Origin of the sequence: Dactylosporangium sp. NPDC005572 (genome assembly GCF_040605515.1) — a bacterium.
Classification (GTDB): Bacteria; Actinomycetota; Actinomycetes; order Mycobacteriales; family Micromonosporaceae; genus Dactylosporangium.
Map to the genome: position 1 here is coordinate 13581 of NZ_JBEXCY010000080.1, position 26231 is coordinate 39811.

Annotated in this window: 23 protein-coding genes and 1 tRNA gene; 7 read left to right on the plus strand and 17 right to left on the minus strand. The window is 72.2% G+C overall.

Annotation, left to right across the window (positions count from 1 at the left end):
• Window positions 1-75: 75 nt before the first annotated feature.
• The 8 genes from ABZS66_RS31680 to ABZS66_RS31715 all read right to left on the minus strand — a co-directional run bounded on the left by ABZS66_RS31680 (window position 76) and on the right by ABZS66_RS31715 (window position 10918).
• Window positions 76-1314 carry an MFS transporter gene (locus tag ABZS66_RS31680; RefSeq protein ID WP_354764082.1) on the minus strand — a complete coding sequence of 413 codons (1239 nt, stop codon included), beginning with the start codon at window positions 1312-1314 and terminating at the stop codon, window positions 76-78.
• 51 nt (window positions 1315-1365) lie between these two features.
• Window positions 1366-2103, minus strand: coding sequence for a hypothetical protein (locus tag ABZS66_RS31685; RefSeq protein WP_354764084.1), 738 nt, complete (start codon window positions 2101-2103; stop codon window positions 1366-1368).
• A gap of 86 nt (window positions 2104-2189) precedes the next feature.
• Complete coding sequence (locus tag ABZS66_RS31690; RefSeq protein WP_354764086.1) at window positions 2190-3203, minus strand: helix-turn-helix domain-containing protein; 1014 nt, start codon at window positions 3201-3203, stop codon at window positions 2190-2192.
• Window positions 3204-3271: 68 nt separating this feature from the next.
• Entirely contained in the window at window positions 3272-4276 is a 1005-nt protein-coding gene (locus tag ABZS66_RS31695) for an alpha/beta hydrolase (RefSeq protein WP_354764088.1), read from the minus strand.
• A 113-nt stretch (window positions 4277-4389) separates the two neighbouring features.
• Window positions 4390-4677, minus strand: coding sequence for a hypothetical protein (locus ABZS66_RS31700; protein WP_354764090.1), 288 nt, complete (start codon window positions 4675-4677; stop codon window positions 4390-4392).
• A complete protein-coding gene (locus ABZS66_RS31705; protein WP_354764091.1) occupies window positions 4670-4957 on the minus strand; it encodes a hypothetical protein in 288 nt (95 codons plus the stop codon). The genes ABZS66_RS31700 and ABZS66_RS31705 overlap by 8 nt, the downstream gene beginning before the upstream one ends.
• A 759-nt stretch (window positions 4958-5716) precedes the next feature.
• Window positions 5717-9232 carry a methionine synthase gene (gene metH / locus ABZS66_RS31710; protein WP_354764093.1) on the minus strand — a complete coding sequence of 1172 codons (3516 nt, stop codon included), beginning with the start codon at window positions 9230-9232 and terminating at the stop codon, window positions 5717-5719.
• A 9-nt stretch (window positions 9233-9241) separates the two neighbouring features.
• Window positions 9242-10918, minus strand: coding sequence for a DUF2142 domain-containing protein (locus ABZS66_RS31715; RefSeq protein WP_354764095.1), 1677 nt, complete (start codon window positions 10916-10918; stop codon window positions 9242-9244).
• Between the two features lie 99 nt (window positions 10919-11017).
• Here ABZS66_RS31715 and ABZS66_RS31720 point away from each other — a divergent pair, with 99 nt between their 5' ends.
• Window positions 11018-11899: a PAC2 family protein gene (locus ABZS66_RS31720; RefSeq protein ID WP_354764097.1), complete on the plus strand. Its 882-nt coding sequence runs from the start codon at window positions 11018-11020 to the stop codon at window positions 11897-11899.
• Window positions 11900-11927: 28 nt separating this feature from the next.
• On the opposite strand, the gene ABZS66_RS31725 is transcribed toward ABZS66_RS31720, so the two are convergent.
• Complete coding sequence (locus ABZS66_RS31725) at window positions 11928-13142, minus strand: pyridoxal phosphate-dependent aminotransferase (RefSeq protein WP_354764099.1); 1215 nt, start codon at window positions 13140-13142, stop codon at window positions 11928-11930.
• A gap of 99 nt (window positions 13143-13241) precedes the next feature.
• On the opposite strand from ABZS66_RS31725, the gene ABZS66_RS31730 reads away from it, so the two are divergent.
• The 5 genes from ABZS66_RS31730 to ABZS66_RS31750 all read left to right on the plus strand — a co-directional run bounded on the left by ABZS66_RS31730 (window position 13242) and on the right by ABZS66_RS31750 (window position 17502).
• Window positions 13242-13317 (plus strand) — tRNA-Glu (locus tag ABZS66_RS31730).
• Window positions 13318-13385: 68 nt separating this feature from the next.
• Window positions 13386-15005, plus strand: coding sequence for an ankyrin repeat domain-containing protein (locus ABZS66_RS31735; protein ID WP_354764144.1), 1620 nt, complete (start codon window positions 13386-13388; stop codon window positions 15003-15005).
• Between the two features lie 181 nt (window positions 15006-15186).
• Window positions 15187-15981: a GntR family transcriptional regulator gene (locus ABZS66_RS31740; protein ID WP_354764101.1), complete on the plus strand. Its 795-nt coding sequence runs from the start codon at window positions 15187-15189 to the stop codon at window positions 15979-15981.
• Window positions 15982-16064: 83 nt separating this feature from the next.
• Window positions 16065-16628, plus strand: coding sequence for a helix-turn-helix domain-containing protein (locus tag ABZS66_RS31745; RefSeq protein WP_354764103.1), 564 nt, complete (start codon window positions 16065-16067; stop codon window positions 16626-16628).
• Window positions 16615-17502: an SRPBCC domain-containing protein gene (locus ABZS66_RS31750; RefSeq protein ID WP_354764105.1), complete on the plus strand. Its 888-nt coding sequence runs from the start codon at window positions 16615-16617 to the stop codon at window positions 17500-17502. The genes ABZS66_RS31745 and ABZS66_RS31750 overlap by 14 nt, the downstream gene beginning before the upstream one ends.
• Window positions 17503-17553: 51 nt before the next feature.
• Here ABZS66_RS31750 and mctP read toward each other — a convergent pair whose 3' ends face one another.
• The 3 genes from mctP to ABZS66_RS31765 all read right to left on the minus strand — a co-directional run bounded on the left by mctP (window position 17554) and on the right by ABZS66_RS31765 (window position 20512).
• Window positions 17554-19203, minus strand: coding sequence for a monocarboxylate uptake permease MctP (gene mctP / locus ABZS66_RS31755; RefSeq protein ID WP_354764107.1), 1650 nt, complete (start codon window positions 19201-19203; stop codon window positions 17554-17556).
• A 6-nt stretch (window positions 19204-19209) separates the two neighbouring features.
• Window positions 19210-19431 carry a DUF3311 domain-containing protein gene (locus ABZS66_RS31760; protein WP_354764109.1) on the minus strand — a complete coding sequence of 74 codons (222 nt, stop codon included), beginning with the start codon at window positions 19429-19431 and terminating at the stop codon, window positions 19210-19212.
• 154 nt (window positions 19432-19585) lie between these two features.
• Window positions 19586-20512 carry a pyridoxal-phosphate dependent enzyme gene (locus tag ABZS66_RS31765; protein ID WP_354764111.1) on the minus strand — a complete coding sequence of 309 codons (927 nt, stop codon included), beginning with the start codon at window positions 20510-20512 and terminating at the stop codon, window positions 19586-19588.
• Window positions 20513-20587: 75 nt separating this feature from the next.
• Here ABZS66_RS31765 and ABZS66_RS31770 point away from each other — a divergent pair, with 75 nt between their 5' ends.
• On the plus strand, window positions 20588-21616 hold the full coding sequence (locus tag ABZS66_RS31770) for a LysR family transcriptional regulator (protein ID WP_354764113.1): 1029 nt from the start codon (window positions 20588-20590) through the stop codon (window positions 21614-21616).
• Window positions 21617-21714: 98 nt separating this feature from the next.
• Here ABZS66_RS31770 and mshC read toward each other — a convergent pair whose 3' ends face one another.
• The 5 genes from mshC to ABZS66_RS31795 are packed head-to-tail and all read right to left on the minus strand — an operon-like array spanning window position 21715 to window position 26197.
• Window positions 21715-22965: a cysteine--1-D-myo-inosityl 2-amino-2-deoxy-alpha-D-glucopyranoside ligase gene (mshC, locus tag ABZS66_RS31775; RefSeq protein ID WP_354764115.1), complete on the minus strand. Its 1251-nt coding sequence runs from the start codon at window positions 22963-22965 to the stop codon at window positions 21715-21717.
• A gap of 54 nt (window positions 22966-23019) precedes the next feature.
• The gene (locus ABZS66_RS31780) at window positions 23020-23823 is read right to left on the minus strand and encodes an SCO1664 family protein (protein ID WP_354764117.1); all 804 of its coding nucleotides are present in this window, start codon (window positions 23821-23823) and stop codon (window positions 23020-23022) included.
• A gap of 7 nt (window positions 23824-23830) precedes the next feature.
• A complete protein-coding gene (locus ABZS66_RS31785; RefSeq protein WP_354764119.1) occupies window positions 23831-24394 on the minus strand; it encodes a DUF3090 domain-containing protein in 564 nt (187 codons plus the stop codon).
• Window positions 24395-24446: 52 nt separating this feature from the next.
• On the minus strand, window positions 24447-25151 hold the full coding sequence (locus ABZS66_RS31790; protein WP_354764121.1) for a histidine phosphatase family protein: 705 nt from the start codon (window positions 25149-25151) through the stop codon (window positions 24447-24449).
• Window positions 25152-25153: 2 nt separating this feature from the next.
• Entirely contained in the window at window positions 25154-26197 is a 1044-nt protein-coding gene (locus ABZS66_RS31795) for an LLM class F420-dependent oxidoreductase (protein WP_354764123.1), read from the minus strand.
• Window positions 26198-26231 lie beyond the last annotated feature (34 nt).

The window sequence follows — 26231 nt, forward strand, 5'->3', positions numbered from 1 at the left end:
GTACCCCACGGTGGTCCCCCTCCACGAAGCGTCGCATGTGTATACCAAGGCAGCGGGGTCGTCCTCCCACCCACGTCATCGGCGGGCCTGGGCCGGCGTTGCGACCATCTCCGCCGGGAGCGTGCGCAGGGTGCGGATCGGGGAGCAGAGCAGGGCGAGCAGTCCCACGGCGACCGGCAGTACCATCGCCAGCAGCGCCGCCCGGGTGCCCCACGTCTCGGCCAGCGCACCGGCCAGGAACGCGCCGAACGGGGTGCCTCCCCAGGCCATCATGCGGCCGGTCGTGTTGACCCGGCCCTGCAGTTCGTCGGGGGTCAGCTCCTGGCGGACCAGGATGCCGTTCGTCGTGGCCACCGTCACCGCCAGCTGCCAGACCAGCCAGATCAGCAGCGCCGGGACGAAGGCGCCGGTGAGCGCGAACGCCGACAGGGTCGCGGTGAACAGGGCGTAGCCGAGGATCGAGACCGGGCCGGGGCCGAGGCGGCGGCGCAGCGCGGGGAACAGTGCGGCGGCCAGCAGGGCGCCGACCGCGCCGGCCGTGTACAGCAGGCCGAGCCGGCTGTCGGGGACCCGCAGGCCCAGGCCCTCGTGGGCGTGGACGACGAGCAGGCCGACCGCGCCGCCGGTGGACGCCGACAGGAGGAACCCCGTCAGGCTGAGGGTGCGGATCGTGGGCTGGCGCCAGAGGTACCGGATGCCCTCCCGGATGCTGGTCGGCTGGCCGCTGGCCGGGTCGAGGTCGCCGCGGAGGGCGGTGAGGAGCGCGGCGGAGACCAGGTAGGTCGCGGCGTTCGCGGCGAGGACCACCGCCGGGTGGGTCAGGGTCGCCAGCAGGCCGGCGGCGGCCGGGATCGTGATCTGCAGGACGGTCTGGGCGGAGATGATGAGGCTGCTGGCCCTGGCCAGCCGGTCGCGGCCGGCGATTCGGGCCAGGGCGCCCCAGGCCGCCGCGTCGAACCAGCAGAAGCCGAGCCCGACCGCGAACGCGACCGCGAGCACGTGCGGCACGGTGAGGACACCCGCCGCGTGCGCCACCGGGACGGTGGCCGTGGCGAGGGCGCACCAGAGATCGGCGCCGATCATCATGGCCCGGCGGCGCATCCGGTCGGCGGCCGCCCCGGCGAACAGGCCGATGAGCAGGTACGGCAGCGACTCCAGCGCGGCCACGGTCGCGGTGACGCGGGCGGACTCCGTCAGCTGGTACGCGAGCAGCGGCAGCGCCACGGTGGCGGCCATGGCACCGGCGTAGCTGACGGCCCGCGAGAGGTACCAGATCCGGAAGCCGGGGTCGCGCAGCAGCCGCCGTTCCTCCACGGCGGACACACTAGCCGCCAGGAATCGCGTCGGAAATTTCCCGTCCCGCGGTCAGCGCACGGTGCCGGGGACCTCGGAGTGGTGGGCCAGGTCGGCGGCGAACTCGGCGTACGCGGGGTCGCCCGGGCCGACGATCCAGCGGGACCGGCCGGTCGGGTCGCGCAGGTCGCGGTAGGCCTCGGCGGGCGGGGCCATGACGTCCCACAGGACGCACGGGCCGGGCACCCGCGTGGAGATCTCGCGGCCGTGGGCGGTCACGACGATCCTGTACCGCTCCTCGACGTCGAGCAGGCACAGCGGCGCGTCGGCGAGCCCGGCGAAGGCCCGCCGGATCGACGGGGAGGCGAGGAACAGGCGGCTCTGTTCGCTCGTGGCCGGCGTGAAGTCGAACAGCCAGTGGCCGGGCAGCAGGCTGCCGGCGTCGAACACGAAGAGGTACGTGAGCGCCACCGCGACCCTCGTGGTGCCGTCCGGGAAGGTGTGGGTGGTGCGGTCGTCGGCGTAGCCGAGCAGCGGATCGTCCGGTGCGAAGGACGGCGCGGAGGACGGCTCGAAGCACGGCGCGAGGTCGAACGTGGCCGCCGGCCGGCCGGCGACGGCGTCGGCGAGCACGACGGTGCGACCGGCCTCGAAGCGGTACGTCCCCGGCAGCCGCACCGTCGCGCCGTCGGGCAGCACGACGTCGGTGTGCTCGTCCCTGCCGGGGACACACCACGCGGCGACCTCGCGCAGCAGCCGCCCGGCGTCGCGCCGGTGGACGTAGACCCGGTAGCTGTAGTCGATCCCCACGGCGGCCGATGCTCCGGCGTCACGGCCGCTGCCGCAAACCGTTTCCGGCAGCGCCCGCGGCCACCGGAGTCGCTGCCCGCTTGGCTTCAGTGGCCGTCGTCGTCGGAGTGGGCGATCGTCCAGAGGATCAGGGCGACGGCCGCGCGCCGGCGGCCGGCCGGGTCGGTCGGGGTGTATCCGAGCCGGGCGGGAAGCCAGGCCAGCCGGTCGTGCAGGGTCGAGTGGTGGACGTGCAGCTGGGCCGCCGCCTGGCGCAGGCTGGTGTGGTGCAGGACGGCCTGGAGCGTCTCCACGACCCACGGGTGGTTGGTGAGGAGACGGTCGAGCTGCTGGACGTCCTCGACGGCGGCGGCCTCCTGCCGGGTGAAGCGTTCGGCGACGGCGGCGATGGCGCCCAGTTGGTCGTGGAACACCAGCGAGGGTCCGATCCCCCTCGGGTGGTCGGCCAGGCGGAGCGCCACGCGGGCCCGGGCGAGGGCGGCCGGGAGCTGGTCGGGATGCTCGGCGGTCGCCGCGCCGGCCCGTACGTCGTGGGGCAGCACCGGTGTCCCGGGCAGCAGGGTCACCAGGTGGCGGCCGATCTCCGCGCTGCGGGGCGACGGCGGTGTGCCGGACGCCCGGACGACGACGGTGACCGCTCCGGCCAGCCCCAGTCGGGTGGTGGCGTCGCGGCGGTCCGCCGCGGTGGCGTCGGGGTCGCAGGCGATCCTGACCGCCGCCGCGGCGGAGCTGTGCATGAGGGTGGCGGTCAGGGCCTGGATGCTGCGGGACAGTCGTTCGAGGATGAGTGCGTCCAGCGGACCGGCGGGGCCGGCCCGTTCCAGCCACACCGATGAGCCGGTGCCGCCGGGCACCGCGACGCGTGGCCAGGTGTGGTCGTCGTCCTCGGGCAGGGTCCGCCCGTCCGGCAGGAACCGGCGGGTCAGCCCGCGGTCGGCGAGGTGTGCGCCGGCGGGGCAGGCGGCGAGTGCGGCGGCGGCCCGGATGAACGCGCCGACCGGGGCCCGTTCGTCGACGAGGTGGTCGAAGTGGTCGATGACCCGCAGCGCGGTGGCCGCGTCGTCGTTCCCGACTTCGAGCCGGCCGATCAGGTCCCGCACGTGCACCTCCACCCCGACTATGCCGCACCGGCCGGCCGGGCACCAGTTCCGGCAGGTCAGCCGCGATGTCAGCCCTCGATTGCCCGCCGCAGGTACTCGTCGCGGGTGGCTCGCGAGGCCTGGGAGACCGCGGCGTGGGGTGCCATCATGTCGAACCCGTGGAAGCCGCCGCCCCACACGTGCAGGTCGACGAGGACGCCCGCCTGCGATAGCCGGGTGGCGTAGGTGACGGCCTCGTCGCGGAACGACTCGGCCGACCCGGTGTCGATGTACGTGCGGGGCAGCCCGGTGAGGTCCTCGGCGCGGGCGGGCGCCGCGTACGGCGAGACGGCCGGTCCCCCGCGTCGCTCGCCCAGCAGCGCGGTCCAGCCGTACAGGTTGTCGTTGCGGTCCCAGACCCCCTCGCCGTCGAGCATGCGGCTGCTGTGGGTCTCCAGCCGGTCGTCGAGCATCGGGCAGATCAGCACCTGATGGCTGAGCGTGGGGAAACCGCGGTCGCGGGCGAGCAGCGCCGTTCCCGCCGCCAGTCCGCCGCCGGCGCTCCCGCCGACGATGATCAGCCGCTGCGGGTCGATGCCCAGTTCGGTGGCGTTGTCCGCGGTCCACACCAGCCCGGCGTAGCAGTCCTCGACCGGTGCGGGGTCGGGATGCTCGGGGGCGAGGCGGTACTCCACCGACACGACGACGGCTTTGCCCTCGGCGACGAGGGGCACGAACATGTCCGCCCCGGCCTTCCGGTCGCCGACGACCATGCCGCCGCCGTGGGTGTGGTAGATCCCGGCGACGGGTCCCGTCGGGTTCGCCGGCCGCAGGATGAGCACGGTGATGTCCGGCTCGCCCGCCGGCCCGGGAACCGTGCGCTCCTCGAGCGTGACGAGACCGCCCGCGGTGAGGTCGGACTGCTCCATCCCCGGGATGCCGTCGATCATCGCCTGCCGCAGGAGCGGCAGGTTCTCGGTGCTGAACGGCATCAGCGTTTCCCGCGCCGCCTCCAGGGCGGGCGCGAGTTCGGCGTCGAAAGCGGGTCGGATCGGCGTGTCGGCGGCGACAGTGGTGGCGTGCAGGTCCGGCATGGGTTGGCCCCTTCCCTGTGAGCTGGCTCACTCACTCTCGGCCAACGTGGAACCTGCCGGGAACCGGTCCATGGCGGGAACTGGCGCGTCTACCCCCGCCATATGGCGGGGGTTCAGGCGGCCGTGCCGAAGTGACGTTCGCGGTACTCCTGGAGCGCCCGGCGGACAATGCCCGACTTCCCCTCGCGGTCGCGGCCCGCCGCCTGCTCCAGCCACTCGATCATCGACGGCGGCAACCGGAACGTGGCCGGCCGCATGATCGGGGCCTCATGCTCGTCGACCTGCACCATCGGCTCGGCGGCCGGCTGGGCCGCCGCGATCAGCGCACTGGTGTCGTTGGTCAGGAACCAGTCGCCGATCTCTTCCTTGGTCATGGTGCTGAAGTCCGGCAGCTCACTCATCACGGTTCCTCCCGAGCCAGGTCTCGAACTCGACGCCGCTCATCGGCTTTGCTCGCGCGACCCGCCACACAAAGGAGTCGTCCTGCCGGTACAGCAGGACGCCGATGGCCCGGTGGTCCGCGGTCACGGAGTAAACCGCGAGCACATCCTTGTCGATTCGGACGCGTAACTGGTCGTGCAGCGGAGCCTCCAACGCTTCGGCCACCTCGGCGATGCTCACGTCGAGGAGCTTCGCGGGCGGCTCGTCAGGCGCTGGCATCCGCAACAGCAAGACCGTCACGACGCCGAGCGTATGACACGTATTACGTTGCCGTCAGCCAACCTGATCGCGGAGACATTCGGGATGGACATCGCCGAAGTCACCGAGCATCTTCGGCGCGGAGGCCCGGCGAGGCGGAGCCGGTGACCGTGACCATACCCTCTGTTCACGTGAGGTCAGGCGCAGCTGCCGCGAATTGCCGGAGTCGGACGTCCGTTTGATGACGACGGCCCGGCAATCGACACGCACCAGCCATCGCTAGCGGCGGCACGAAGGACGAACCCGGAGAGCTCGCCGCAGCTGCCACACCGGCACCCAGCACCGTCTACGTGACGGTCACCGCTGCCGCGCCAGCCGCCACGACCGCCTCACCAACGCCCGCGGCCACAACGTCCCCGCCGCCCCTCCGCCACCGCCGGCGGCCACCATCGATGACGGCACCTGGACCGTCGGCGAGGACATCCCCGCCGGCAACTACAAGGTCGTCGGGGCCGGCTCGAACTGCTACTGGGCGATCTACAAGTCAGGCACCAACGGCTCTGACATCATCGACAACCACATCGGCGGCGGGAACCTGAGGGTCACGCTGAAGGCGGGACAAGACTTCGAGACGGCCCGGTGCGGAGTCTGGACGAAGACAGGTTGATGGCGTAGCCATGGGCTCGCTCGACCGGGCCGCGATCGATGACGTATTCGCGCCGCCTGTGCCCCGGATGCAGCCCCGCGGAAGTATCTTCAGCGTAAGGGCGCAGGTCACAGGCGGCGCGAAAGCCCAAGATCCTACTTGGCGTTGAAGTAGGACGCGTCCGGGTGGTGGATGATGATCGCGTCCGTGGCCTGCTCGGGGACCAACTGGAACTCCTCCGACAGGGAGACGCCGATGCGGTCCGGGCGCAGCATGGCCACCGTCTTGGCGCGGTCCTCCAGGTCCGGGCAGGCCGGGTAGCCGAAGCTGTAGCGGCAGCCGCGGAACTCGGTGCGCAGCAGGCCGTCCAGGTCGGCGGGGTCCTCGGCGGCGAGCGGGCGGCCGTCGGGCAGGACGAGCTCCTCGCGGACGCGCTTGTGCCAGTACTCGGCCAGGGCCTCGGTCAGCTGGACCGACAGGCCGTGTACCTCGAGGTAGTCGCGGTACGCGTTCTCGGCGAACAGCTTCGCGGTGTAGTCCGAGACCGGCTGGCCGACCGTCACCAGCTGCATGCCGATGACGTCCAGCTCGCCCGACGAGCGGGGCTTGAAGAAGTCGGCGATGCACAGGCGGCGGTCGCGGCGCTGGCGGGGGAAGGAGAAGCGGGCCCGTTCGCTGTGGCCGTTCTCGTCCAGGACGACGAGGTCGTTGCCCTCGGAGTAGCAGGGGAAGTAGCCGTAGACGACGGCCGCCTCCAGGACCCGGTCCGAGGCGAGGCGGTCCAGCCAGTACCGCAGCCTCGGCCGGCCCTCGGTCTCGACGAGCTCCTCGTAGGAGGGGCCGGTGCCGCCGCGGGCGCCGCGCAGGCCCCACTGGCCGAGGAACGTGGCCCGCTCGTCGAGCATCGCCGCGTAGTCGGCCAGGGGGATGCCCTTGACGACGCGCGTGCCGAAGAACGGCGCGGCCGGGACGGCGAAGTCCTCGGTGATGTCCGAACGCACCGAGGCGTCATCCAGAGCCGGCAGGTCGTCGCGGTCGGCAACGGTGCGGGCCCGGCGCTCGCGGCGGGCGGCCAGGGCCGCCTCGCGCGCCTCGTCGACGACCGGCGCGCCGCCGCGCTTCGCCGTCATCACCCGGTCCATGAGTGACAGGCCCTCGAAGGCGTCCCGGGCGTAGTGGACCTGGCCCTGGTACACGGCCGACAGGTCGTCCTCGACGTAGGCGCGGGTCAGCGCCGCCCCGCCCAGCAGCACCGGCCAGCGGCCGGCGACGCCGCGGGCGTTCATCTCCTCCAGGTTCTCCTTCATGATCACCGTGGACTTGACGAGGAGGCCGGACATGCCGATCGCGTCGGCGTCCTTGGCCTCGGCCTGCTCCAGGATCGCCGAGATCGGCTGCTTGATGCCGATGTTGATGACCTCGTAGCCGTTGTTGGACAGGATGATGTCGACGAGGTTCTTGCCGATGTCGTGGACGTCGCCCTTGACCGTGGCGAGCACGATGCGGCCCTTGCCGGCGTCGTCGTCGGCCTTCTCCATGTGCGGTTCGAGGTACGCGACGGCGGCCTTCATGACCTCGGCCGACTGCAGCACGAACGGCAGCTGCATCTGGCCGGAGCCGAACAGCTCGCCGACGGTCTTCATGCCGTCGAGCAGCACGTCGTTGATGATCTCGAGGGCGGGCCGGCCGGCCAGGGCCGTGTCGAGGTCGGCCTCCAGGCCGTTGCGCTCGCCGTCGATGATGCGCCGCTTGAGCCGCTCGTCGAGGGGCAGCGCGGCGAGCTCCTCGGCGCGCGACGCCCGGGCCGAGGCGACGTCGACGCCCTCGAACAGCGTGATGAACGCCTGCAGCGGGTCGTAGCCCTCGGCGCGGCGGTCGTAGACGAGGTCCAGCGCGACCGTGCGCTGCTCCTCGGGGATCTTGTTCATCGGCAGGATCTTCGACGCGTGCACGATCGCGCTGGTGAGCCCGGCCTGCTGGCACTCGTGCAGGAAGACCGAGTTGAGCACCTGGCGGGCGGCCGGGTTGATGCCGAAGGAGACGTTGGAGATACCCAGGGTGAAGTTGATCCCGGGGTACAACTGGGAAATCTCGCGGATCGCCCCGATCGTCTCGATGCCGTCGCGGCGGACCTCCTCCTGCCCCGTCGTGATCGGGAACGTCAGGCAGTCGACCAGGATGTCCTCGACGGCCATCCCCCACTGGCCGGTGAGGTCGTCGATGAGGCGGCTCGCCACCCGGACCTTCCACTCGGCGGTGCGGGCCTGGCCCTCCTCGTCGATGGTGAGCGCCACGACCGCGGCGCCGTGCTCCTTGACCAGCGGCATCATCCGCGCGAACCGGGAGCCGGGGCCGTCGCCGTCCTCGTAGTTGACCGAGTTGACGATGCACCGGCCGCCGAGCATCTCCAGGCCGGCCTCGATGACCTCGGGCTCGGTCGAGTCGAGCATGATCGGCAGGGTCGAGGCGGTGGCGAACCGGCCGGCCAGCTCGCGCATGTCGGCTGCGCCGTCGCGGCCCACGTAGTCGATGTTGAGGTCCAGCATGTGGGAACCGTCGCGGGCCTGCTGGCGGGCGATCTCCAGGCAGGTCTGGTAGTCGGCGGCGAGCATCGCCTCGCGGAACGCCTTCGAGCCGTTGGCGTTGGTCCGCTCGCCGACCATGAGGATGCTGGCGTCCTGCTGGAACGGCACGTGGTGGTAGATGCTCGCCACGCCCGGCTCGGCCTGCGGGACCCGCGCGTGCGGCGCCTGCGCGCCGAGCCGCTGCGCGACCGCCGCGATGTGCTCGGGCGTGGTGCCGCAGCAGCCGCCGACGAGCCCCGCCCCGTAGTCGACGACGAAGCGCTCCAGGGCCTCGGCCAGCTCGTCCGGGGACAGCGGGTAGTACGCGCCCTGCGCCGTGAGCTGCGGCAGGCCCGCGTTCGGCATGACGGAGACGGGCACCTTCGCGTGCTGGGCGAGGTACCGCAGATGCTCGCTCATCTCGGCGGGCCCGGTCGCGCAGTTGAGCCCGATGAGGTCGACCCCGAGCGGCTCGAGGGCGGTGAGCGCCGCGCCGATCTCCGAGCCGAGCAGCATCGTCCCGGTCGTCTCGACCGTCACGTGGCAGATGATCGGCACGACCCGGCCGGTCGAGGCCATGGCCCGCTGCGAGCCGATGATCGCCGACTTGGTCTGCAGCAGGTCCTGGCACGTCTCGATGATCAGCGCGTCGGCGCCGCCCTCGATGAGGCCGGCCGCGTTGTCGAAGTACGCGTCGCGCAGCGACCGGAACGGCGCGTGGCCGAGCGTCGGCAGCTTGGTGCCGGGGCCGATCGACCCGAGCACGAACCGCGGCCGGCCGGGGGTGCTGTGCGCGTCGGCGGCGGCCCGGGCCAGCCGCGCGCCGGCCTCGGACAGCTCGCGGATCCGCGACTCGATGCCGTACTCACCGAGGTTGGCGAGGTTGGCGCCGAACGTGTTGGTCTCCACCGCGTCCGAGCCGGCCGCGAAGTACGCCTCGTGCACCCCGCGCACCACGTCGGGGCGGGTCACGTTGAGCACCTCGTTGCAGCCTTCATGCCCCTCGAAGTCGTCGAGGGTCAGGTCCGCGGCCTGCAGCATGGTGCCCATCGCGCCGTCAGCGAGCAGCACCCGCTCGCGCAGCGTCGTCAGAAACGTGTCCGCCATACCCAAAGGCTATCGGGACGGCGATGTTCCGTCGGCCTCGGGCAGGGACGACCCGACCCGATCCGGGTTTACCCCACCCTGTCGGAGAATAGGTGGACCATCCCGATCTGCCCGGTAGTACGGGACGTGCGCCGATTCGCCGCTGCCGGGCTCGTCCTGCCCGGGCAGCCGCTCGTCGTGCGGGACCTGCAGGAACACCCACCCGGTCCAGACCAGGCCGGCCACCATGAGCACCAGCGGCAGCACCGAGCCGGTCGGCGGGTGCCAGTCGCCGACGAACGGGTTGAACCGGCCCAGGCCCGCGTTCGGCGACAGGCCCCGCTGCCAGCGGACCATCGCGAAGACCAGCAGCGCCAGGTGGATCGGCACCAGCAGCAGCACGTAGGCGCGGGTGAGGCTGCGGGTGCGCCGCGCGTCGAACAGCTCCGGCCGGCCGCGGTGCTCCCGCTCCAGCATCCACGCGGCCAGCAGCGGCAGACCGGCCAGCAGCGGCATCATGTACCGCCCGAGGGTGATGAAGCCCACCAGGTTCGCCTGGCTGACCTGCAGATAGCCGGGCAGCACCACGCCACCGGCGAAGAACACCGCGTAGCGCCAGCGGGTCACCCAGTCGGTGAAGATCGCGCCGAAGGCGACGAGGCCGCCGACCACCGCGATCCACACCAGGTAGAACGGCGTCCACAGGAACGTGTCGAACCAGCCGGCGACGCCGATCATGCCGATCACGTACTCCCACCAGTTGTCGGTGTAGAGCGCGATCGCCTCACCGACCCTCAGGTTGTACGTGCCGGGCGGCGGGACGACCAGCTCACCGGTCTTCATGCCGACGATCCACGCGACCGACGACAGGCCGGCGACGGACACGCCGACGATCCACCACCTGGTGCGGGTGAGCGAGCACCACTCCCGCAGCCACGCCCAGCGCACCGGCACCAGCAGCGCGAACAGGCCGAACGCCAGCCACGCCGGTCCGGCCGAGCGCAGGCTCAGCAGCAGTACCGCGGAAATCCCCATCAAGGTGATGTGCCCGCGCTTGCGGAAGTCGGGCGGGTCGAGCAGCAGCGGAATGCCGGCGGCGAAGAACGCGATGCCGGCCGAGATCTCCACCGAGTTCGGGTTGATGCCGCCGGCCAGGTGGGCGAGCATCGGCGTGGTGACGGTCAGCAGGGTGGCGGCCGGCAGGCCGAACCGCGACCAGCGCACCAGGCACACGAACGCCGAGGCCAGCAGCGCCGCGCACACCGCCGAACTGATCAGCCGGGCCGCGACCAGCCCGCCCCAGTTCGGGAACCAGCGCAGCGGCGGACCGACGATGAAGTAGTACAGCGGGTTGTAGCGCCCGGCGCTCGTGGACACCTCGCCGATCGGGCCGCCCCGGATGCCCGGCGAGCAGGCGGCGGAGACCTTCTGGTGGTTGCCGAAGCAGGTGGCGTGCTCGTTCATGCCGACGGGAACGCGCTGGTAGGCCCCCATGCCGGGCTTGCCGAAGGCGTCCGGGACGACCCGCGGCCGGGCGAAGATCTGGCCCGGGTCGAAGGACGCCACGCCGGCCGCGCGGATGCTGTGCTGCACCTCGTCGGGCGGCGCGTCGTAGGGCATCGCGAAGGCCCAGGCACCGAACGTCAGGAAGAAGGCGAGAAAGGAAATCAGCCAGGCCCAGGGTCCAGCACGGAGTCCACTGCGCACTTCCGGATCGTACATAAGGATCATATGTGGGCGCAGTCGACTCGGACGGACCCGCGCGGCCGGCAAGCCATCCGGCGGCGGCCCACGTAGGCTGGGACCGTGACCGAGTTCGACGGCCTGCCCGTGCTGCGCTCCCCTGTCGCGATCGCCGCGTTCGAAGGGTGGAACGACGCTGCCGACGCGTCGACCGCCGTCGTCGAGCATCTCGAGCAGGAGTGGGGCGCCGATCCGATCGCCGCGCTCGACCCGGAGGACTTCTACGACTTCCAGGTCAACCGGCCGACGGTGCTGATGTCGGAGGGCGAGACCCGGCGCATCGAGTGGCCGACCACGCGGTTCTCGGTGGCCACCCCGCCGAACGCGGAGCGTGACATCGTCCTGATCCGCGGCATCGAGCCCAGCATGCGCTGGCGCACGTTCTGCGAGGAGATCCTCGAGGTCTGCCACAGCCTCGAGGTGAGCCGGATCGTGCTGCTCGGCGCGCTGCTCGCCGACGTGCCCTACACCCGCGCGCTGCCGGTGAGCGGTTCCGCCCCGTCGCGCACGTCGAGCGAGGCGGCCGAGCGCCTCGGCCTCACCCCGACCCGCTACGAGGGGCCGACCGGCATCGTCGGCGTGCTGCACGACGCCTGCGCGCGCGCCGACCTGGAGGCGATCTCGTTCTGGGTGCACGTGCCGCACTACGCGAACAACCCGCCCTGCCCGAAGGCGACCCTGGCCCTGCTGCACCGGGTCGAGGAGGTCCTGGACCTGCCGGTGCCGACCGGCGACCTGGCCAAGCAGTCCGCGGAGTGGGAGGAGCGGCTCAAGCAGGCCGCCGAGCAGGACGCGGAGCTCGCGGAGTACGTCCGTGAGCTGGAGGAACGCGCCGGCGACGCGGGCCTGCAGCCGCTGTCCGGCGACGAGATCGCCCAGGAGTTCGAGAAGTACCTGCGCCGCCGCGGCGGCCAGGCCGGGCCCTCCGCGACGGGCGCCTGGTAGGGGCCGGCTCCGCAGAGCCGGCCCGCTGTCACACCTGCCGGTACGTGGACAGGAAGCGGCCGATCCGGCCGACCGCGTCCGTGAGGTCGGCGACCCGCGGCAGGGTCACGATGCGGAAATGGTCGGGATTGTGCCAGTTGAAGCCGGTGCCCTGCACGACCATGAGCTTCTCCTGCCGCAGCAGGTCCAGCGCGAACTGCAGGTCGTCCTTGATCGGGTGTACCTCGGGGTCGATGCGCGGGAACATGTACAGCGCGCCCTTGGGCTTCACGCAGCTCACGCCCGGGATCTCGTTCAGTAGCTTCCAGGCGGTGTCGCGCTGGGCGAGCAGGCGGCCACCGGGCAGGATCAGGTCGTTGATGCTCTGGTACCCCCCGAGGGCCGTCTGCACGGCGTGCTGGGTCGGCACGTTCGGGCACAGCCGCATGTTGGCCAGGATGTCCAGGCCCTCGATGTAGCTGCTGGCATGCTTCTTCGGCCCGGCGAGCACCATCCAGCCGGTGCGGAAGCCGGCCACCCGGTAGGCCTTCGACAGGCCGTTGAAGGTGATCGTCAGCAGGTCGGGGGCGACGGCCGCGGTCGAGACGTGGACCGTGTCGTCGTAGAGGATCTTGTCGTAGATCTCGTCGGAGAAGACCAGCAGGTTGTGCCGGCGGGCGACCTCGGTGATCCGCTCGACCATCTCCCGCGAGTAGACCGCACCCGTCGGGTTGTTCGGGTTGATGATGACGATCGCCCGGGTGCGGGCCGTCACCTTCGCCTCGATGTCGTCGGGGTCGGGCAGCCAGTCGTTGGTCTCGTCGCACACGTAGTGCACGGCCTTGCCGCCGCACAGGCTCACCGACGCGGTCCACAGCGGGTAGTCCGGCGACGGGATCAGCACCTCGTCGCCGTTGTCGAGCAGGGCCTGCAGGGCCATGACGATGAGCTCGGAGACGCCGTTGCCGAGGTACACGTCCTCGATGTCGACGCCGTAGACCTTCTTCTGCTGGTAGTACTGCACGACCGCGCGGCGGGCGGACAGCAGGCCCTTCGAGTCGCCGTACCCGTGGGCGGACGGCAGGTTGAGGATGACGTCCTGGAGAATCTCCTCCGGCGCGTCGAACCCGAACGGGGCGGGGTTGCCGATGTTGAGCTTCAGGATGTGGTGGCCTTCGGCCTCCATCTGCTTCGCGGCGGCCATGACCGGTCCGCGGATGTCGTAACAGACGTTGGCCAGCTTCGCGGACTGAGTCACCTGCATGGCGCCCACATTACGAGCCGGTGTCCCATGCCTCCGTAGCCACTTCCCAGAATGTGGCGCACTTGTTCCCGATTCGCGCTGTGTATATTCGGCCGCGGCGAAGCTGTAGCGCAGAGGTCGTCGCGCCGTCTCTTCAGGATGGAGGACGCCGGTTCGATTCCGGCCGGCTTCGCCACCTGGCCCCGCGCCGCCTCCTGCTCGTCCTCCTCCGAAGCTCGCTAGCGTGTCCCGGTGATCCTCAGCATGTCGGCGCTGCGCGGCTGGCGCACGGTGCGGCGGTACGCGGTGCCACCCACGATGATCCGCCAGGCCACCGAACGCCGCCTCGCCGGTGACTGGCGGGGTGCCTGCGCCGCCGCAGGTATGGCGGCGGACGTCGACCTCGCCGCGGTGGCCGGCCGGTACGGCGCGGACGTCGCCGCCCGGGTCGAGAACGACGTGCGGTGTCTCGCCCCGGACCTCCTGCGCTGGCACCTGCCGCGGCGGCCCTCGACCGGCAAGACCGCGCTGTCGCCGCGGCGGCTGTCGGTGCTGGCCCGCTACGGCGGCGACGGGCCGGTGCTCTACGCCGGCAGCCCCCGCACCGGGTACGCCCGGCAGCGGCTGTCGCTGTTCGTCGACGACCACGACGTCGCCGACCGCGCGCGCCCCCACGGGGTCGGGTCCTGGTACGCGCCGGACGACCTGTCCGGGCAGCGGCACCTGTGGGACGCGAACCGCGCCGGTGAGCTGCTGACCTGGTACGGCCTGGACCAGGTGCCCGGCTTCGACCCGACCGGCCGCCGCGTCGAGCCGTCGGTAACCGCGACGGACACGCTGGTCCAGCACCTGCAGGACGCAGGCTTCCTGAGCGAGGCGTGGGACCTGGTCGGCGTCGACGTCCCCGACGTGCCCCCGCCTTACGGGGCACGGCTCGAGGTGCTGACGGCGGGCTTCTGGTGCCGGCTGCCGGACCTGGTTCGCGAGGTCCGCCGGATCGGCGCGGACTCCGGCGGCGACCGGGTGTGGGCCGGGTTCGCCGGTACGACGATCCTGGCGTTCGAGCAGGTCACGGCCGAACGCATGCGGTTGAAGGTCCCCGTGTGGCACCCCGACGACGGCGGAGGGCCGTACGTGGCGCTGGACCGGCTCGGCCTGCCCATCGACGCCCTGCTGTTGCGGCTCGGCCTGCTGACCCCGGGCGAACTGCACCCGCTGGTGCACGCCGCGTTCTTCCCCACAGCCGGCCGGCGGCCGGCCGGCGCCCCCGGGCCGGTGCCGCCCGAGCCGGTCCGCGTGCGCTGCCGGGGCGAGTGGCACGAGGTCCGCATGGATGGCGGCGCGACGCGAATCCCGCACGGCGACGACGAGCAGCGGCGCGAGGCCGCCCTGCAGGCCCTGGGCGGCACCGCCGACGGCTGCTTCGCGGTCGCGGCACGGTGGCGCTCCGGCACCGGCCGGCTCCCCCGGCGTCTGCGGGAGCTGCGCCGGGAGCTGATGCAGCGGGCCCTGCACGGCGACACCGAGGGCGTGACGGCGCTGCTCAACGCGGGGCTCGACCCGCACGTCCGCGACGACGGGGGTCGCACGCTGCTGCACCTGGCGGCGCACCTGGACGACCCCGGCCTGGTCCGCCGCCTGCTGGCCGCCGGCCTGGACGTGGACGCCCGGGACGCCCACGGCATCACTCCGCTGTTCGCCGCCGTCCACGGGATGGGCAGCGTTGCGGTGATCCGCGTGCTGGTCGAGGCGGGGGCGCGGACCGACACGACCGACGAGTCCTCGGCGGGGTGGGGCGAGCCGGCCCTGTCCGTCGCGGATTGGGCGGTACGGGCCCGGCAGGCGGACCTGGAGGCCCTCCGCCCGCTGCTCGGGATCGCCTGAGCACTGCGGATGTCACCAAGCACGTCGTGAAGGTCGGCGATCGGTACGTCACCAAGCCGAAGCAGACGCGGACCGGTTCGGCGCAGGGCGGTCGCGGCCTGCGGTGCCGGGCTCGCGCGGCTGAGCCCGATTGCCGCAGAGCACGTTGCGTAGAGCATCCTAGGAGGCTAGTTTGGGCCCCATGACCGTGAATCCGGGGGCCGCCGAGTTCCCGCACCGGCAGATCGCCGCGCAGCTGCGGGCCCGTATCCATCGGGGTGACTGGGCGCCCGGGGAGCGGCTGCCGTCGATCCCGATGCTCGCCACGCAGTTCGGGGTGGCCAAGCAGACCGTGCAGCGGACCATCGACCAGCTGCGCATCGAGGGGCTGCTCATCACCCGGCCCGGGTCGGGCACGTTCGTGCGCGGGACCAAGCGGCGGATGAACCGGCTCTCCCGCGGCCGTTACGGGTCCGAGCGTGGCTACCACGCGGAGCTCGCGGCGCGGTACCGCCAACATCTCATGATCGTCGCCCAGCTGCCCGCGCCCGCGGACGTGGCCGAGGCGTTCGGTGTCGATCCCGGGACCCCGCTGCTGGTGCGGCGGCACCTGGTCAGCACCGGCGAGTCGCCGGTCGAGGTCGGGGCGTCCTGGTTCAAGCCGAACGACGTGCGCGGCACCTCGATCGAGCGGCCCGACGTCTTCGGGCGGCCGCTGTACCAGGAGGTCGAGGACGAGCTCGGCCGGCGGTACACCAGCGCCAAGGACCAGGTCAGCGCGCGGCTGCCGAGCCGGGAGGAGGCGGAGCTGCTGCAGATCCGGCCGGACACGCCCGTGCTCGTGCTGCTGCACGTCGCCTACGACGAGGAGCACCGGCCCATCGAGGTCGCCCAGGCCGCCTGGCCCGGGCCGATGACGTCGCTGACCGAGGAGTACCGCATCCCCGCCCCGCGGCCGGGCCTGCCGGACGACGAGCCGGACGTCGCGCTGGGCTGAGGCGCGGCGTCGCCGCCGGGCGGCACGAACGGTAGCGGGGCCCATTGACAAAAAATTCTTTTACGTAAAGACTTGTTTTCGCTATGAGAGACGTCGTCTACCTCGACCAGATCGAGCAGGCCGAGGCCCTGCTCAAGCCGCAGCGGATCGAAGTGCTGCGGTTGCTCGCCGAGCCCCGGTCGTGCACCGAGGTGTCGGTCGAGCTCGACCAGACCCCGCAGCGGGTCTACTACCACGTGAAGCGCCTGCTGGAGGCCGGCCTGGTCCGCCAGGTGGCCGAGCGCCGGGTGCGCGGCATCCACGAGGGGATCTACCAGGCGGCCGGCCGGTCCTACTGGCTGTCCCCGGGCCTCGTGGGCCGGATCGGGCTGCGCCAGACCCGCGACCGGCTCAGCCTGGGCTACCTGGTCGACCTGATGGAGGACGTGCAGGCGGACGTCGCCGCGCTCGACCTCACCCGGCCCGACCTGCCGTCGATCGGCGTGTCCGGGGACATCCGGGTGCGCCCGGAGCAGCGCACGGCGTTCCTCGACGAGCTGCAGCGGACGCTGCAGGACCTGTTCACCCGCTACGGCGGCGCCGAGGGCGACGCGTTCCGGCTGGCCGTCGCCTGCTATCCGAAAGGAGATCCCGATGACCGAGCCTGACCTGCGCCTCCGCGCGGTCGTTCCGGCCCCGTTGAAGGTCACGTACGAGGCGCTGACCGACCCGGCCGCGCTGCGCGTCTGGCTGGCCGAGCACGCCGAGGTCGACCTGCCCGGCCGGTACGAGTTCTGGGGCCGCTGCACGCCGGACGGCGCCGAGCCGCACCAGCGCGTGCTGCACGTGGACGAGCGCACCATCCGGTTCGCCTGGACCCTGGACGGGGTGGAGACCACGGCGCAGTTCGAGGTGGCCGAGGACGAGGACGGCACGCTGGTCACGCTGAGCCAGACCGACCTGCCCAGCTTCGAGGCGGTCCTGTCCGACACCGCCGGTCCCCGCGGCGCGCTGCAGACCTTCTGGGCGCTGGCGATCGCCAACCTGGCCGACTATCTGGCCGGCCGCGAGCTGACCCCGAAGTGCGACTTCACGTCGAGCGAGCTGCACGCCTCGATCGTCATCGACGCGGCACCGGAGCAGGTGTTCGCGTCGATGACCCAGCCGGCGGTGTTCCGCCGGTGGTTCGGCGCCAACGTGGACATCGAGCCCCATGTGGGCGGCCGCTTCGCAATGGGCGGGTTCGACCTGGACCCCGGCGGGGCCAGGTTCGTCGAGTTCGAGCCGGGCCGCAAGGCGACGCTGCGGTACGCCGACGGCATGATCGACAGCTGGGAGCTCGAGGGTTCGGACGGCAGGACCCGGCTCACCGTGGTGCAGAGCGGGTTCGACCCCGCCAACCCGCCGTACCCGGGCTGGGCCGGCTGGCTGGGCGGCATCGCCGCGCTGCGGCGCTACCACGAGCTGCCGCGCTGGCGCTCGATCTGGCGCCAGGTCGAGGTCGCCGGCGTCCCCACGGGCATGCTGGCGATCGACGAGTGAGGTTGAGCGCCCCGGAACGCGTTCCGGGGCGCTCACCGAGGACACAGCGGGTCAGGTGATCGGGTCCGGGGCGGCGACGGAGCGCTCCGGGGTGGCGTCCACGCGCGGGTCGCCCTCGTCGGCGAAGTAGTCGGCGTACGTGGTGCCGTCGCCGCCGTCCTGCACGCGGGTGGCCCGCAGGAGCACCGTGAGCAGGGCCGCGACGGCCAGGTTCACCGCGACCGCGACGAACCCGACGTAGATCGTCTTCGTGCTGTCGAAGCCGAACTCGCTCAGCGGGAACGCCGAGCCGCCGAAGTGTGCGCGCTTCGTCGCCGCGTTCGGGATCTGGTACAGCATCCACATCCCCAGGCCCATCCCGGCGACCCATCCGGCGATGAGCGCGCCGCGGTGGAACCAGCGGGTGAACAGGCCCAGCGCCACGGCCGGCAGGGTCTGCAGGATGATGACCCCGCCGATGAGCTGCAGGTCGATCGAGAACTGCGGGTCGACGAAGACCACGAAGACCAGCGCGCCGAACTTCACCAGCAGCGACATCAGCTTCGACGCCGTGGCCTCCTGGGCCGGTGTCGCGTCGCGCTTGAGGTACTCCTTGTAGATGTTGCGGGTGAAGAGGTTCGCCGCGGCGATGGACATGATGGCCGCCGGCACCAGCGCGCCGATGCCGATGGCGGCGTAGGCGACCCCGGCGAACCAGTCCGGGAACAGCTTGTCGAACAGCAGCGGCACGACGGTGTTGTTGTCGTTGGTGCCGTTGGGGTTCTTCAGCGGCGTGACGCCCGCCGCGATCGCCGCGTAGCCGAGCAGCGCGATCAGCCCGAGCAGCAGCGAGTACGCCGGCAGCGCGGACATGTTGCGCTTGATGACGTCGCGGTTGCGGCTGGCCAGCACGCCGGTGATGCTGTGCGGGTAGAGGAACAGCGCCAGCGCCGAGCCGAGGGCGAGGGTGATGTACTGCAGCTGGTTGTTCGCGTTGAGCAGGATGCCGTCGCCGGGCGCCGGTGAGGCGTCGAACTTCTTGTCGGCGGCGTCGAAGATCGCGCCCCACCCGCCGAGCTTGTACGGCAGGTAGAAGATCGCGACCAGGATCACGATGTAGATGAGCGTGTCCTTGACGAACGCGATGAGCGCCGGGGCGCGCAGGCCGCTGCTGTAGGTGTAGGCGGCCAGGATCGCGAACGCGATGATGATCGGCAGGTGCCGCGCGATCGTGCCCTCGCCGGTGACGCCCATCGTCTTGAGCACGGCCTCGATGCCGACGAGCTGCAGCGCGATGTACGGCATCGTGGCGACGATCCCGGTGATCGCGATGAGCAGCGCGAGGGTCGGCGACTGGAACCGCGAGCGCACGAAGTCGGCCGGGGTGACGAACCCGTGCCGGTGCGAGACCGACCACATCCGCACCAGGACCAGGAACACGAGCGGATAGATGATGACGGTGTACGGCACGGCGAAGAAACCGGCCGCCCCGGAGGCGAACAGCAGCGCCGGTACCGCGACGAAGGTGTAGGCGGTGTAGAGGTCACCGCCGACGAGGAACCAGGTGATCCAGGCGCCGAAGTTGCGCCCGCCGAGTCCCCACTCGTCGAGGTGCAGCAGGTTGTCGGGCCGGCGCCAGCGGGCGGCGACGAAGCCCAGGGCGCTCACGCCGACGAACAGGATGACGAAGACGGCGATCTCGAGCTGATGGTCACGCCACACGGCCGGTCACCGCCGCTTCGTCATCTGGTAGACGAGCGTGGTGGTGCCCACGCCGACGGCGATGATCGCGAGCTGCATCCAGTAGAAGCGCGGGAAGCCCAGGATGCGCGGGCTGTCGGCGTTGTACCAGACGGTGATCAGCGGCAGCACGATCGGGACGAACAGCAGCCAGTTCCAGGGGCTCTTGTCGCCCACCTTGGGGGTGTCTGGCTCTTCGGGGACGGTCACGAGGACCTCCTTCAGTGGAGCTGGGGGCGGGGTTGCCGGAGGTGGCGGCTCTCCGGCGCAATCGACGTAACCCGATCTCTGCCCACCCCGCTGACCGATTCGTCCACCAATCGGTGAACGGTCGGTATCCAGCGCCCGGCGGCCGGCCCTTGACCTATCCGGCCAGCTCGTCCTCGGTCGCGTTGCCGCCGGTCGCGATCACTGCCACGTGGGTTCCCATCAGCGCCGGATGCTGCAGTACCGCGGCGAGCGCGGCGGCACCGGCGCCCTCGGCCTGGGTGTGGGCGCGCCGGGCGAGCAGCCTGCGGGCGCCGTCGATGTCGTCGTCGGTCACCACGACGAAGTCGTGCAGGCGCTGGCGGAGGATCGTCTGCGGCCCGTCGAACCCGCGGCCCGTGGCGAGGCCGTCGATGCGGGTCGTGTTCGGCCGCTGCAGGCACCGGCCTGCGTGCCAGGAGTCGTGCGCGGCCGGGGCCCTGTCCGACTGCACAGCGATGACCTTCGTCGCAGGCGAGACCGCGTTCGCCACGATGCAGGCCGCGGCCGCGCCGGTGCCGGAGCCGACCGGCACGACCACCGTGTCGAGGCCCGGGTGCTGCTCGAACAGCTCCAGGTAGGCGGTGGCGACCCCGGCGACCAGGGCCGGCTCGTCGCCGGGGCTCACCAGGCGGGCTTCCAGCTCGCGCGCGAGGTCCTTCGCACGGGCCTCGGCCTCGCCCATGTCGTCGCCGTACAGGTCGACCCGCGCGCCGAGCGCCTCGACGGCGCGGACCTTGAACTCCGCCGCCTTGACCGGCATCACGATCGTTGCCTCCCGGCGGGCCGCGCGGGCGGCGTACGCGATGGCCCGCGCGTGGTTGCCGGTCGAGTAGGTGACGATCGGCGCGGCGCTGCCGTCGGTCAGCAGCAGGTTGAGCGCGCCGCGGACCTTGAACGCGCCGGTCGGCTGGGTGTTCTCGTGCTTGACCACCAGGGTGCGCCCGGCGGCCTCGTCGAGCAGCGGGTACGACCAGGCGGGCGTCGGCGGCAGGTGCGGCGCGAGCAGCCGCCGCGCGCGCAGGACGTCGGTCATCGTCAGCATGCCGTCCACGCTGCCGCTCCCGCTCGCATCAATCAAATGCCGGTTGTTGTGGTTTTCCATCGGTACCGTCGATGCATGCTCGACGTGACCCGCCTGCGGGTGCTCGTGGCGCTCGCCCGCCACGGCTCGGTGACGGCCGCCGCGGCCGCCCTGCACTACGCCCAGCCGTCGGTCAGCCACCACCTGTCCCGCCTGGAGGCGGAGACCGGCACGCAACTGCTGCAGCGGGCGGGCCGGGGCGTGCGGCTGACCCCGGCGGGACGGCTCCTGGCCGAGCGGGCCGAGGAGATCCTGGGCCGCCTCGACGCCGCCGAGGCGGAGCTGGCCGAACACGCCGGCCTGCGCGCGGGCCGGGTCCGGCTGGCCGCGTTCCCGTCGGCGCTCGGTTCGTTCGTGCCGCTGGCCGCGGCCCGGTTCGCCGCGGACTTCCCGGCGGTGACGCTGACCCTGGTCGAGGCGGAGCCGCCGGAGGCGCTGTCGCTGCTGCGGTCAGGGGAGGTGGACGTGGCGGTCGTCTTCGACTACCCGCCCGCAACGTCCACGGAAGCGGCGGCCACCGGCACGGCGGTCGCGGACGGGGCGGTCGCGGACGCGGCAGTCATCGGAACGGCGGTCACCGGCATTGCGGCCTCGGGTCCGGCCGTCGCGACGGCCGGCACCGCCGCGACGGGAGCCGCTGTGTCCGGGGTCCGGTTCGTGCCGCTGTTCGCCGAACCGCTGCACCTGGTGACGCCGTCCTCCGTGGACGCCGACCTGCCGTCGCTGGCGCAGGCGCGGTGGATCGCCGGGTGCGACCGCTGCCGCAGCAGCCTGCTCCAGCGGTGCGCGGACGCCGGGTTCGAGCCGGACATATCCTTCACGACGGACGACTACGTCGCCGTGCAGGCCCTGGTGGCGGCCGGCCTGGGCGTGACGATCCTGCCCGACCTGGCCCTGCGCGCCCACCGCTCCCCCGCCGTGCGTACGGTCCCGCTGGCCGGCGGCGAGCGCCACGTGAGCGCGGCGGTCTACGGCGCCCCGCCCGATCCCCCGGCCACCGCCCGGCTGCTGGAGGCGCTCCGGCTGTCGATGGAGGCCGCGCCCGGCAGCCGCGGCGCGCGGTAGCCGCCCCGCCATCGACGCTGGCCACCGTCCGACCAGAGGCCAGCGTCGATGTTTCCGGGGGGATGCGGCACCGGCCGGGAGGCCGGCGCCGGTGGGGGCTACAGCTTGATGCCCAGCAGGGCGTCGACAGCGGCGGTCATGAGGGCCGGGGCCTCGCGGTCGTCGCCTGCGTCGGCGAGGGTGGCGTCGACCCAGGCGTCGACCGCGGCCAGGGCGCCGGGTGAGTCGAGGTCGTCGGCCAGCCGCTCGCGCAGCTGCGCGAGGAGCTCGACGCCGGACGGGCCGATGCCGGCGCGGGCCGCCTCGCGCCAGCGGGACAGGCGCTGCTGGCCGGTCTTGAGCACGTCGTCGGTCCACTGGCGGTCGTTGCGGTAGTGGTCGGCGAGCAGCGCCAGGCGTACCGCCATCGGGTCCACGCCGTCGCCGCGCAGGCGGGAGACGAAGACCAGGTTGCCCTTGCTCTTCGACATCTTGTCGCCGTCGAGGCCGATCATGCCGGCGTGCACGTAGTGGCTGGCGAACGGGGCCTTGCCGCTGAGCGCCTCGGCGTGCGCGGCCGAACACTCGTGGTGCGGGAACAGCAGGTCGTTGCCGCCGCCCTGCACGTCGATGGTGTCGCCGAGGAGGCTCTGGGCGATCACGGCGCACTCGATGTGCCAGCCGGGGCGGCCGGGGCCGAGGTCGCCGCCGTCCCAGGCGGGCTCGCCCTCGCGCAGGCCGCGCCAGAGCAGCGGGTCGAGCGGGTCGCGCTTGCCCGCGCGCTGCGGGTCGCCGCCGCGCTCGGCGGCGAGGCGGAGCATCTCGGTGCGCGACAGGTTCGACTCGGTACCGAACCCGGGCGCGGTGGCGACCGAGAAGTACACGTCGCCGGTGCCGTCCTCGAGCGGGTACGCGTGGCCGGAGGTGAGCAGCGCGGAGACCTTGCGGGCGATCTGCGGGATGGACTCGACGGCGCCGACGTAGCGCTTCGGCGGGACGATCCGCAGCGCCTCCATGTCCTCGCGGAACAGCGCGGTCTCGCGCATGGCGAGCACGACCCAGTCCTCGCCGTCGCGGGCGGCGCGCTCCAGCAGCGGGTCGTCGACGTCGGTGACGTTCTGGACGTAGTCGACCTCGTGCCCGGCGTCGCGCCAGACCCGGTTGGCCAGGTCGAACGCGATCATGGTGGCGGCGTGGCCGAGGTGGGTCGCGTCGTAGGGCGTGATGCCGCAGACGTACATGGTGGCCGGACGCCCGTCGACGTCGACCGGTGCGGTCTCGCGCCGCGCCGAATCGAACAGTGCGAGGGGGGCAGCACCGGTGCCGGTGCGGGGCAGCGTGGGCACCGCCGGTGCCGTCCAGGACTCCATGGCCCCCAGCCTATCCGTGGATCACACCGCAGCGGGATGTGATGATCCCCGCCGTCAGATGGGCGGCCAGGGGATGGCGTGGCGGTCCTCGTCCGGTTCCGGGAAGCGGCGGGACTGCAGCAGCGCGTTCATCCGGACCGACACCATGGCCACCTCGGCGGGGGTGAGGTGGGCGGAGAGGGTCTCGGCCAGGCCGGACTGGTACTGCGCGCGCAGCTTCTCGAGGACCTCGACCGCCTCGTCGGGCAGCGGCCGGCCGGCCCAGCCCCACAGGACCGTGCGCAGCTTGTCCTCGCTGTGGAAGCAGATGCCGTGGTCGACGCCGTGGACCCGGCCGTCGACGGTGTCGATGACGTGGCCGCCCTTGCGGTCGGCGTTGTTGGCGACCGCGTCGAAGACGGCGAGCCGGGCCAGGCGCGGGTCGTCGGCGTGGGCGAGCACGTAGGCGCGGCCGTGCTCGTCGCGCGCGGACATGATGCGGCGCCAGCCCTTCGGTACCTTGGCCGCCGGAACGAAACCGAGGAGCAGGTCGTCGCTCTGCAGGTCCTCGTCGATCCAGAGCTGGCACATGCCCGGCCCGAGCGGGCCGTCGCGCAGGACGGTCGGCGGGACGATGCCCCAGCCGGTCGCCTCGGAGAGCAGCCAGGCGCTGTACTCGCGGCCGGCGAGGGTGCCGTCGGGGAAGTCCCACAGCGGGCGCTCGCCGGCGACGGGCTTGTAGACGCAGTGGGCGGTGCGGCCGCCGTGGGTGATGACGGCCCGGAGGGTGGCGTTCGAGGCGTCCATGAGGCGGCCCTCGATCTCCAGCTCGCCGTGGTGCAGCAGCTCCAGCGCCTCGTCGTCGGGCAGGGCCGGCACTGGCGCGCTACCTGCGGTAGCCGTTGTGGCGGGGGCAGAGGTGCCCGCGGGCGTCGAGGGGCTGCCCGCACAGCGGGCACGGCGGGCGGCCGGATGCGACGACGCGCTTGGCCCGCTCGATGAACGCCCGGGTCGCGGCCGGGGTGAGCCGGACGCGGAGGCGGTCGCGGTCGGCGGTGGCGAGCTCGTCCTCGTCCTCCTCCTCGGCCTCCTCGACCTCTTCCTCGCCGACGGCGATGGCCTCGATGACCACGGTGGCGGTGTCGACGTCGAACTGCAGGCCGAGCGTGCCGACCCGGAACTCCTCGTCGAGGGGCGTGTCGAGCGGTTCGTTGTCGGCCGTCTCGACGGCCGGCTCCGCGGGCAGCTCGACGCCGAAGCGGCGCTGCGCCTCCTGGAGGAGCTCCTCGAGCTTCTCGGCGAGCAGGGACACCTGGACCTTCTCCAGGGCGACACTGATCAGGCGGCCGCCGCCGCGCGCCTGCAGAAAGAAGGTCCGCTCCCCCGGCGCACCCACGGTCCCCGCCACGAACCGCTCCGGCGGCTCGAACGCGTACACCTGGTGGCTCATGTCCGAAACTCTATCCGCACTTGCGCGCTCGCGTCCCGCGTGGGCGTCAAGATCACACGGAACCGCCCGAACCGCCACCAACCGCGGCATCCGACGACGGTGGCTCCTCCGACGGCGGGGGCGGCTGAAACCCGGACAGATCGCCGCCGGTGTCGTTGAGCCGCAGCACGAACGAGCGCAGCGGCGTGTACCGGATGACGGTGACCGACGCGGGCTCGACCGCGATGCGCTGGAACAGGTCGAGGTGCATGCCGAGCGCGTCGGCGACGATCGCCTTGATGATGTCGCCGTGGCTGCAGGCGAGCCAGACCGCTTCGGGGCCGTGTTCGGCGGTGATCCGCGCGTCCCAGCCGCGGATCGTGGTGATCGCCCGGGCCGACATCTCGGCCATCGACTCACCCTCGGCGCCGGGGAACACGGCCGCTGACGGGTGGGCCTGGACGGTCGCCCAGAGCGGCTCCTTGGCGAGTTCCTTGAGCGGCCGGCCGGTCCAGTCGCCGTAGCGGCACTCGACGATGCCGTCGTCGATCTGGACGCCCTCCCACGTCGGCAGCGCCAGGGACAGGGTCTCCAGGCAGCGCGGCAGCGGGCTGGACACGACCGCCTTGAGCGGTAGTTTCGCCGCGGCGAGCCGCTCGCCGACGGCGACGGCCTGGGCGCGGCCGACCTCGTCGAGGCCGACGGGCTGGTGGCCGGCGAGGATCCCGGTCGCGTTCGTCGTGGTCCGGCCGTGGCGGAGCAGCAGCAGTGTGGTCACCCCTACAGGCCCGCCTTCTCCCACGCTGAGGCGAGCTGGCGCAGCGTCTGGGTGCCGTAGTCGGCGTCACCGAAGATGATCGTGGAAATCTCGGTCACGCCGGCCTCCTTGTAGGCCTGGAGTCGCTCCGCGACCCGCTCGACCGGGCCGAGCAGCGAGGTGCGGTCGATGAACTCGAACGGTACGGCCGCGGCCGCGTCCCGGTGCCGCTTGGCCAGATAGAGGTCCTGTACCTCACGGGCCGCGTCGCCGTAGCCCATGCGGGTGGCGAGGGCGTTGTAGAAGTTCTGCTCGCGGCTGCCCATGCCGCCCACGTACAGCGCGGCGTACTGACGGACCAGCTCGGCGCACATCTGCGGATCGTCGCCGAACACCACCGGTACACTCGCGGCGATCTCGAAACCGTCGAGCGTCTTGCCGGCCTTGGCCCGCCCGGCCGCGATCGACGCGGCGGGCTCGTGCGCGTACTCCGGGGCGAAGAAGATCGCCAGCCAGCCGTCGGCCACCTCGCCCGCGAGCTCGAGGTTCTTGGGGCCGACCGCGGCGAGGTACACCGGCACGTGGTCGCGGACCGGGTGCAGGGTCAGCTTGAGCGGCTTGCCGGGGCCGTCCGGCAGCGGCAGCCGGTAGTGCTCGCCGTCGTACTGCACGACCTTGCGGGTGAGCGCCAGGTTGATGATGTCGATGTACTCCCGGGTCCGCGCGAGCGGCTTGCCGAAGCGCACGCCGTGCCAGCCCTCGGACACCTGGGGTCCCGACACGCCGAGGCCGAGGCGGAACCGGCCGCCCGACAGCTTGTCGATCGTCGCCGCGGTCATGGCCGCCATGGCGGGGGTGCGGGCCGGGATCTGGAAGACGGCGGAGCCCAGCTCGATGCGCTCGGTCTGCCCGGCGATCCACGCGAGCAGCGACGGCGCGTCCGACCCGTACGCCTCGGCGACCCACACGCAGGAGAAACCGAGCCGCTCGGCCTCCTGGGCGATGGCCAGATGGCTCTGCGGGTCGTTCCACGACGACAGGTAGCCGAGGTTCAGTCCGAGTCGCACTTGTGCCTCCCACGGGTACGCCGTGCCACCCTGC

What these genes read in the sequence shown, in the direction of transcription:
- ABZS66_RS31765 (WP_354764111.1), bottom strand. Translation starts at nt 20,512, where the DNA reads ATGCTGACGATGACCGACGTCCTGCGCGCGCGGCGGCTGCTCGCGCCG.
- ABZS66_RS31695 (WP_354764088.1), bottom strand. Translation starts at nt 4,276, where the DNA reads ATGCCGGACCTGCACGCCACCACTGTCGCCGCCGACACGCCGATCCGA.
- ABZS66_RS31770 (WP_354764113.1), top strand. Translation starts at nt 20,588, where the DNA reads ATGCTCGACGTGACCCGCCTGCGGGTGCTCGTGGCGCTCGCCCGCCAC.
- ABZS66_RS31725 (WP_354764099.1), bottom strand. Translation starts at nt 13,142, where the DNA reads ATGCAGGTGACTCAGTCCGCGAAGCTGGCCAACGTCTGTTACGACATC.
- mshC (WP_354764115.1), bottom strand. Translation starts at nt 22,965, where the DNA reads ATGGAGTCCTGGACGGCACCGGCGGTGCCCACGCTGCCCCGCACCGGC.
- ABZS66_RS31745 (WP_354764103.1), top strand. Translation starts at nt 16,065, where the DNA reads ATGAGAGACGTCGTCTACCTCGACCAGATCGAGCAGGCCGAGGCCCTG.
- ABZS66_RS31735 (WP_354764144.1), top strand. Translation starts at nt 13,386, where the DNA reads ATGTCGGCGCTGCGCGGCTGGCGCACGGTGCGGCGGTACGCGGTGCCA.
- ABZS66_RS31750 (WP_354764105.1), top strand. Translation starts at nt 16,615, where the DNA reads ATGACCGAGCCTGACCTGCGCCTCCGCGCGGTCGTTCCGGCCCCGTTG.
- ABZS66_RS31785 (WP_354764119.1), bottom strand. Translation starts at nt 24,394, where the DNA reads ATGAGCCACCAGGTGTACGCGTTCGAGCCGCCGGAGCGGTTCGTGGCG.
- ABZS66_RS31700 (WP_354764090.1), bottom strand. Translation starts at nt 4,677, where the DNA reads ATGAGTGAGCTGCCGGACTTCAGCACCATGACCAAGGAAGAGATCGGC.
- metH (WP_354764093.1), bottom strand. Translation starts at nt 9,232, where the DNA reads ATGGCGGACACGTTTCTGACGACGCTGCGCGAGCGGGTGCTGCTCGCT.
- ABZS66_RS31740 (WP_354764101.1), top strand. Translation starts at nt 15,187, where the DNA reads ATGACCGTGAATCCGGGGGCCGCCGAGTTCCCGCACCGGCAGATCGCC.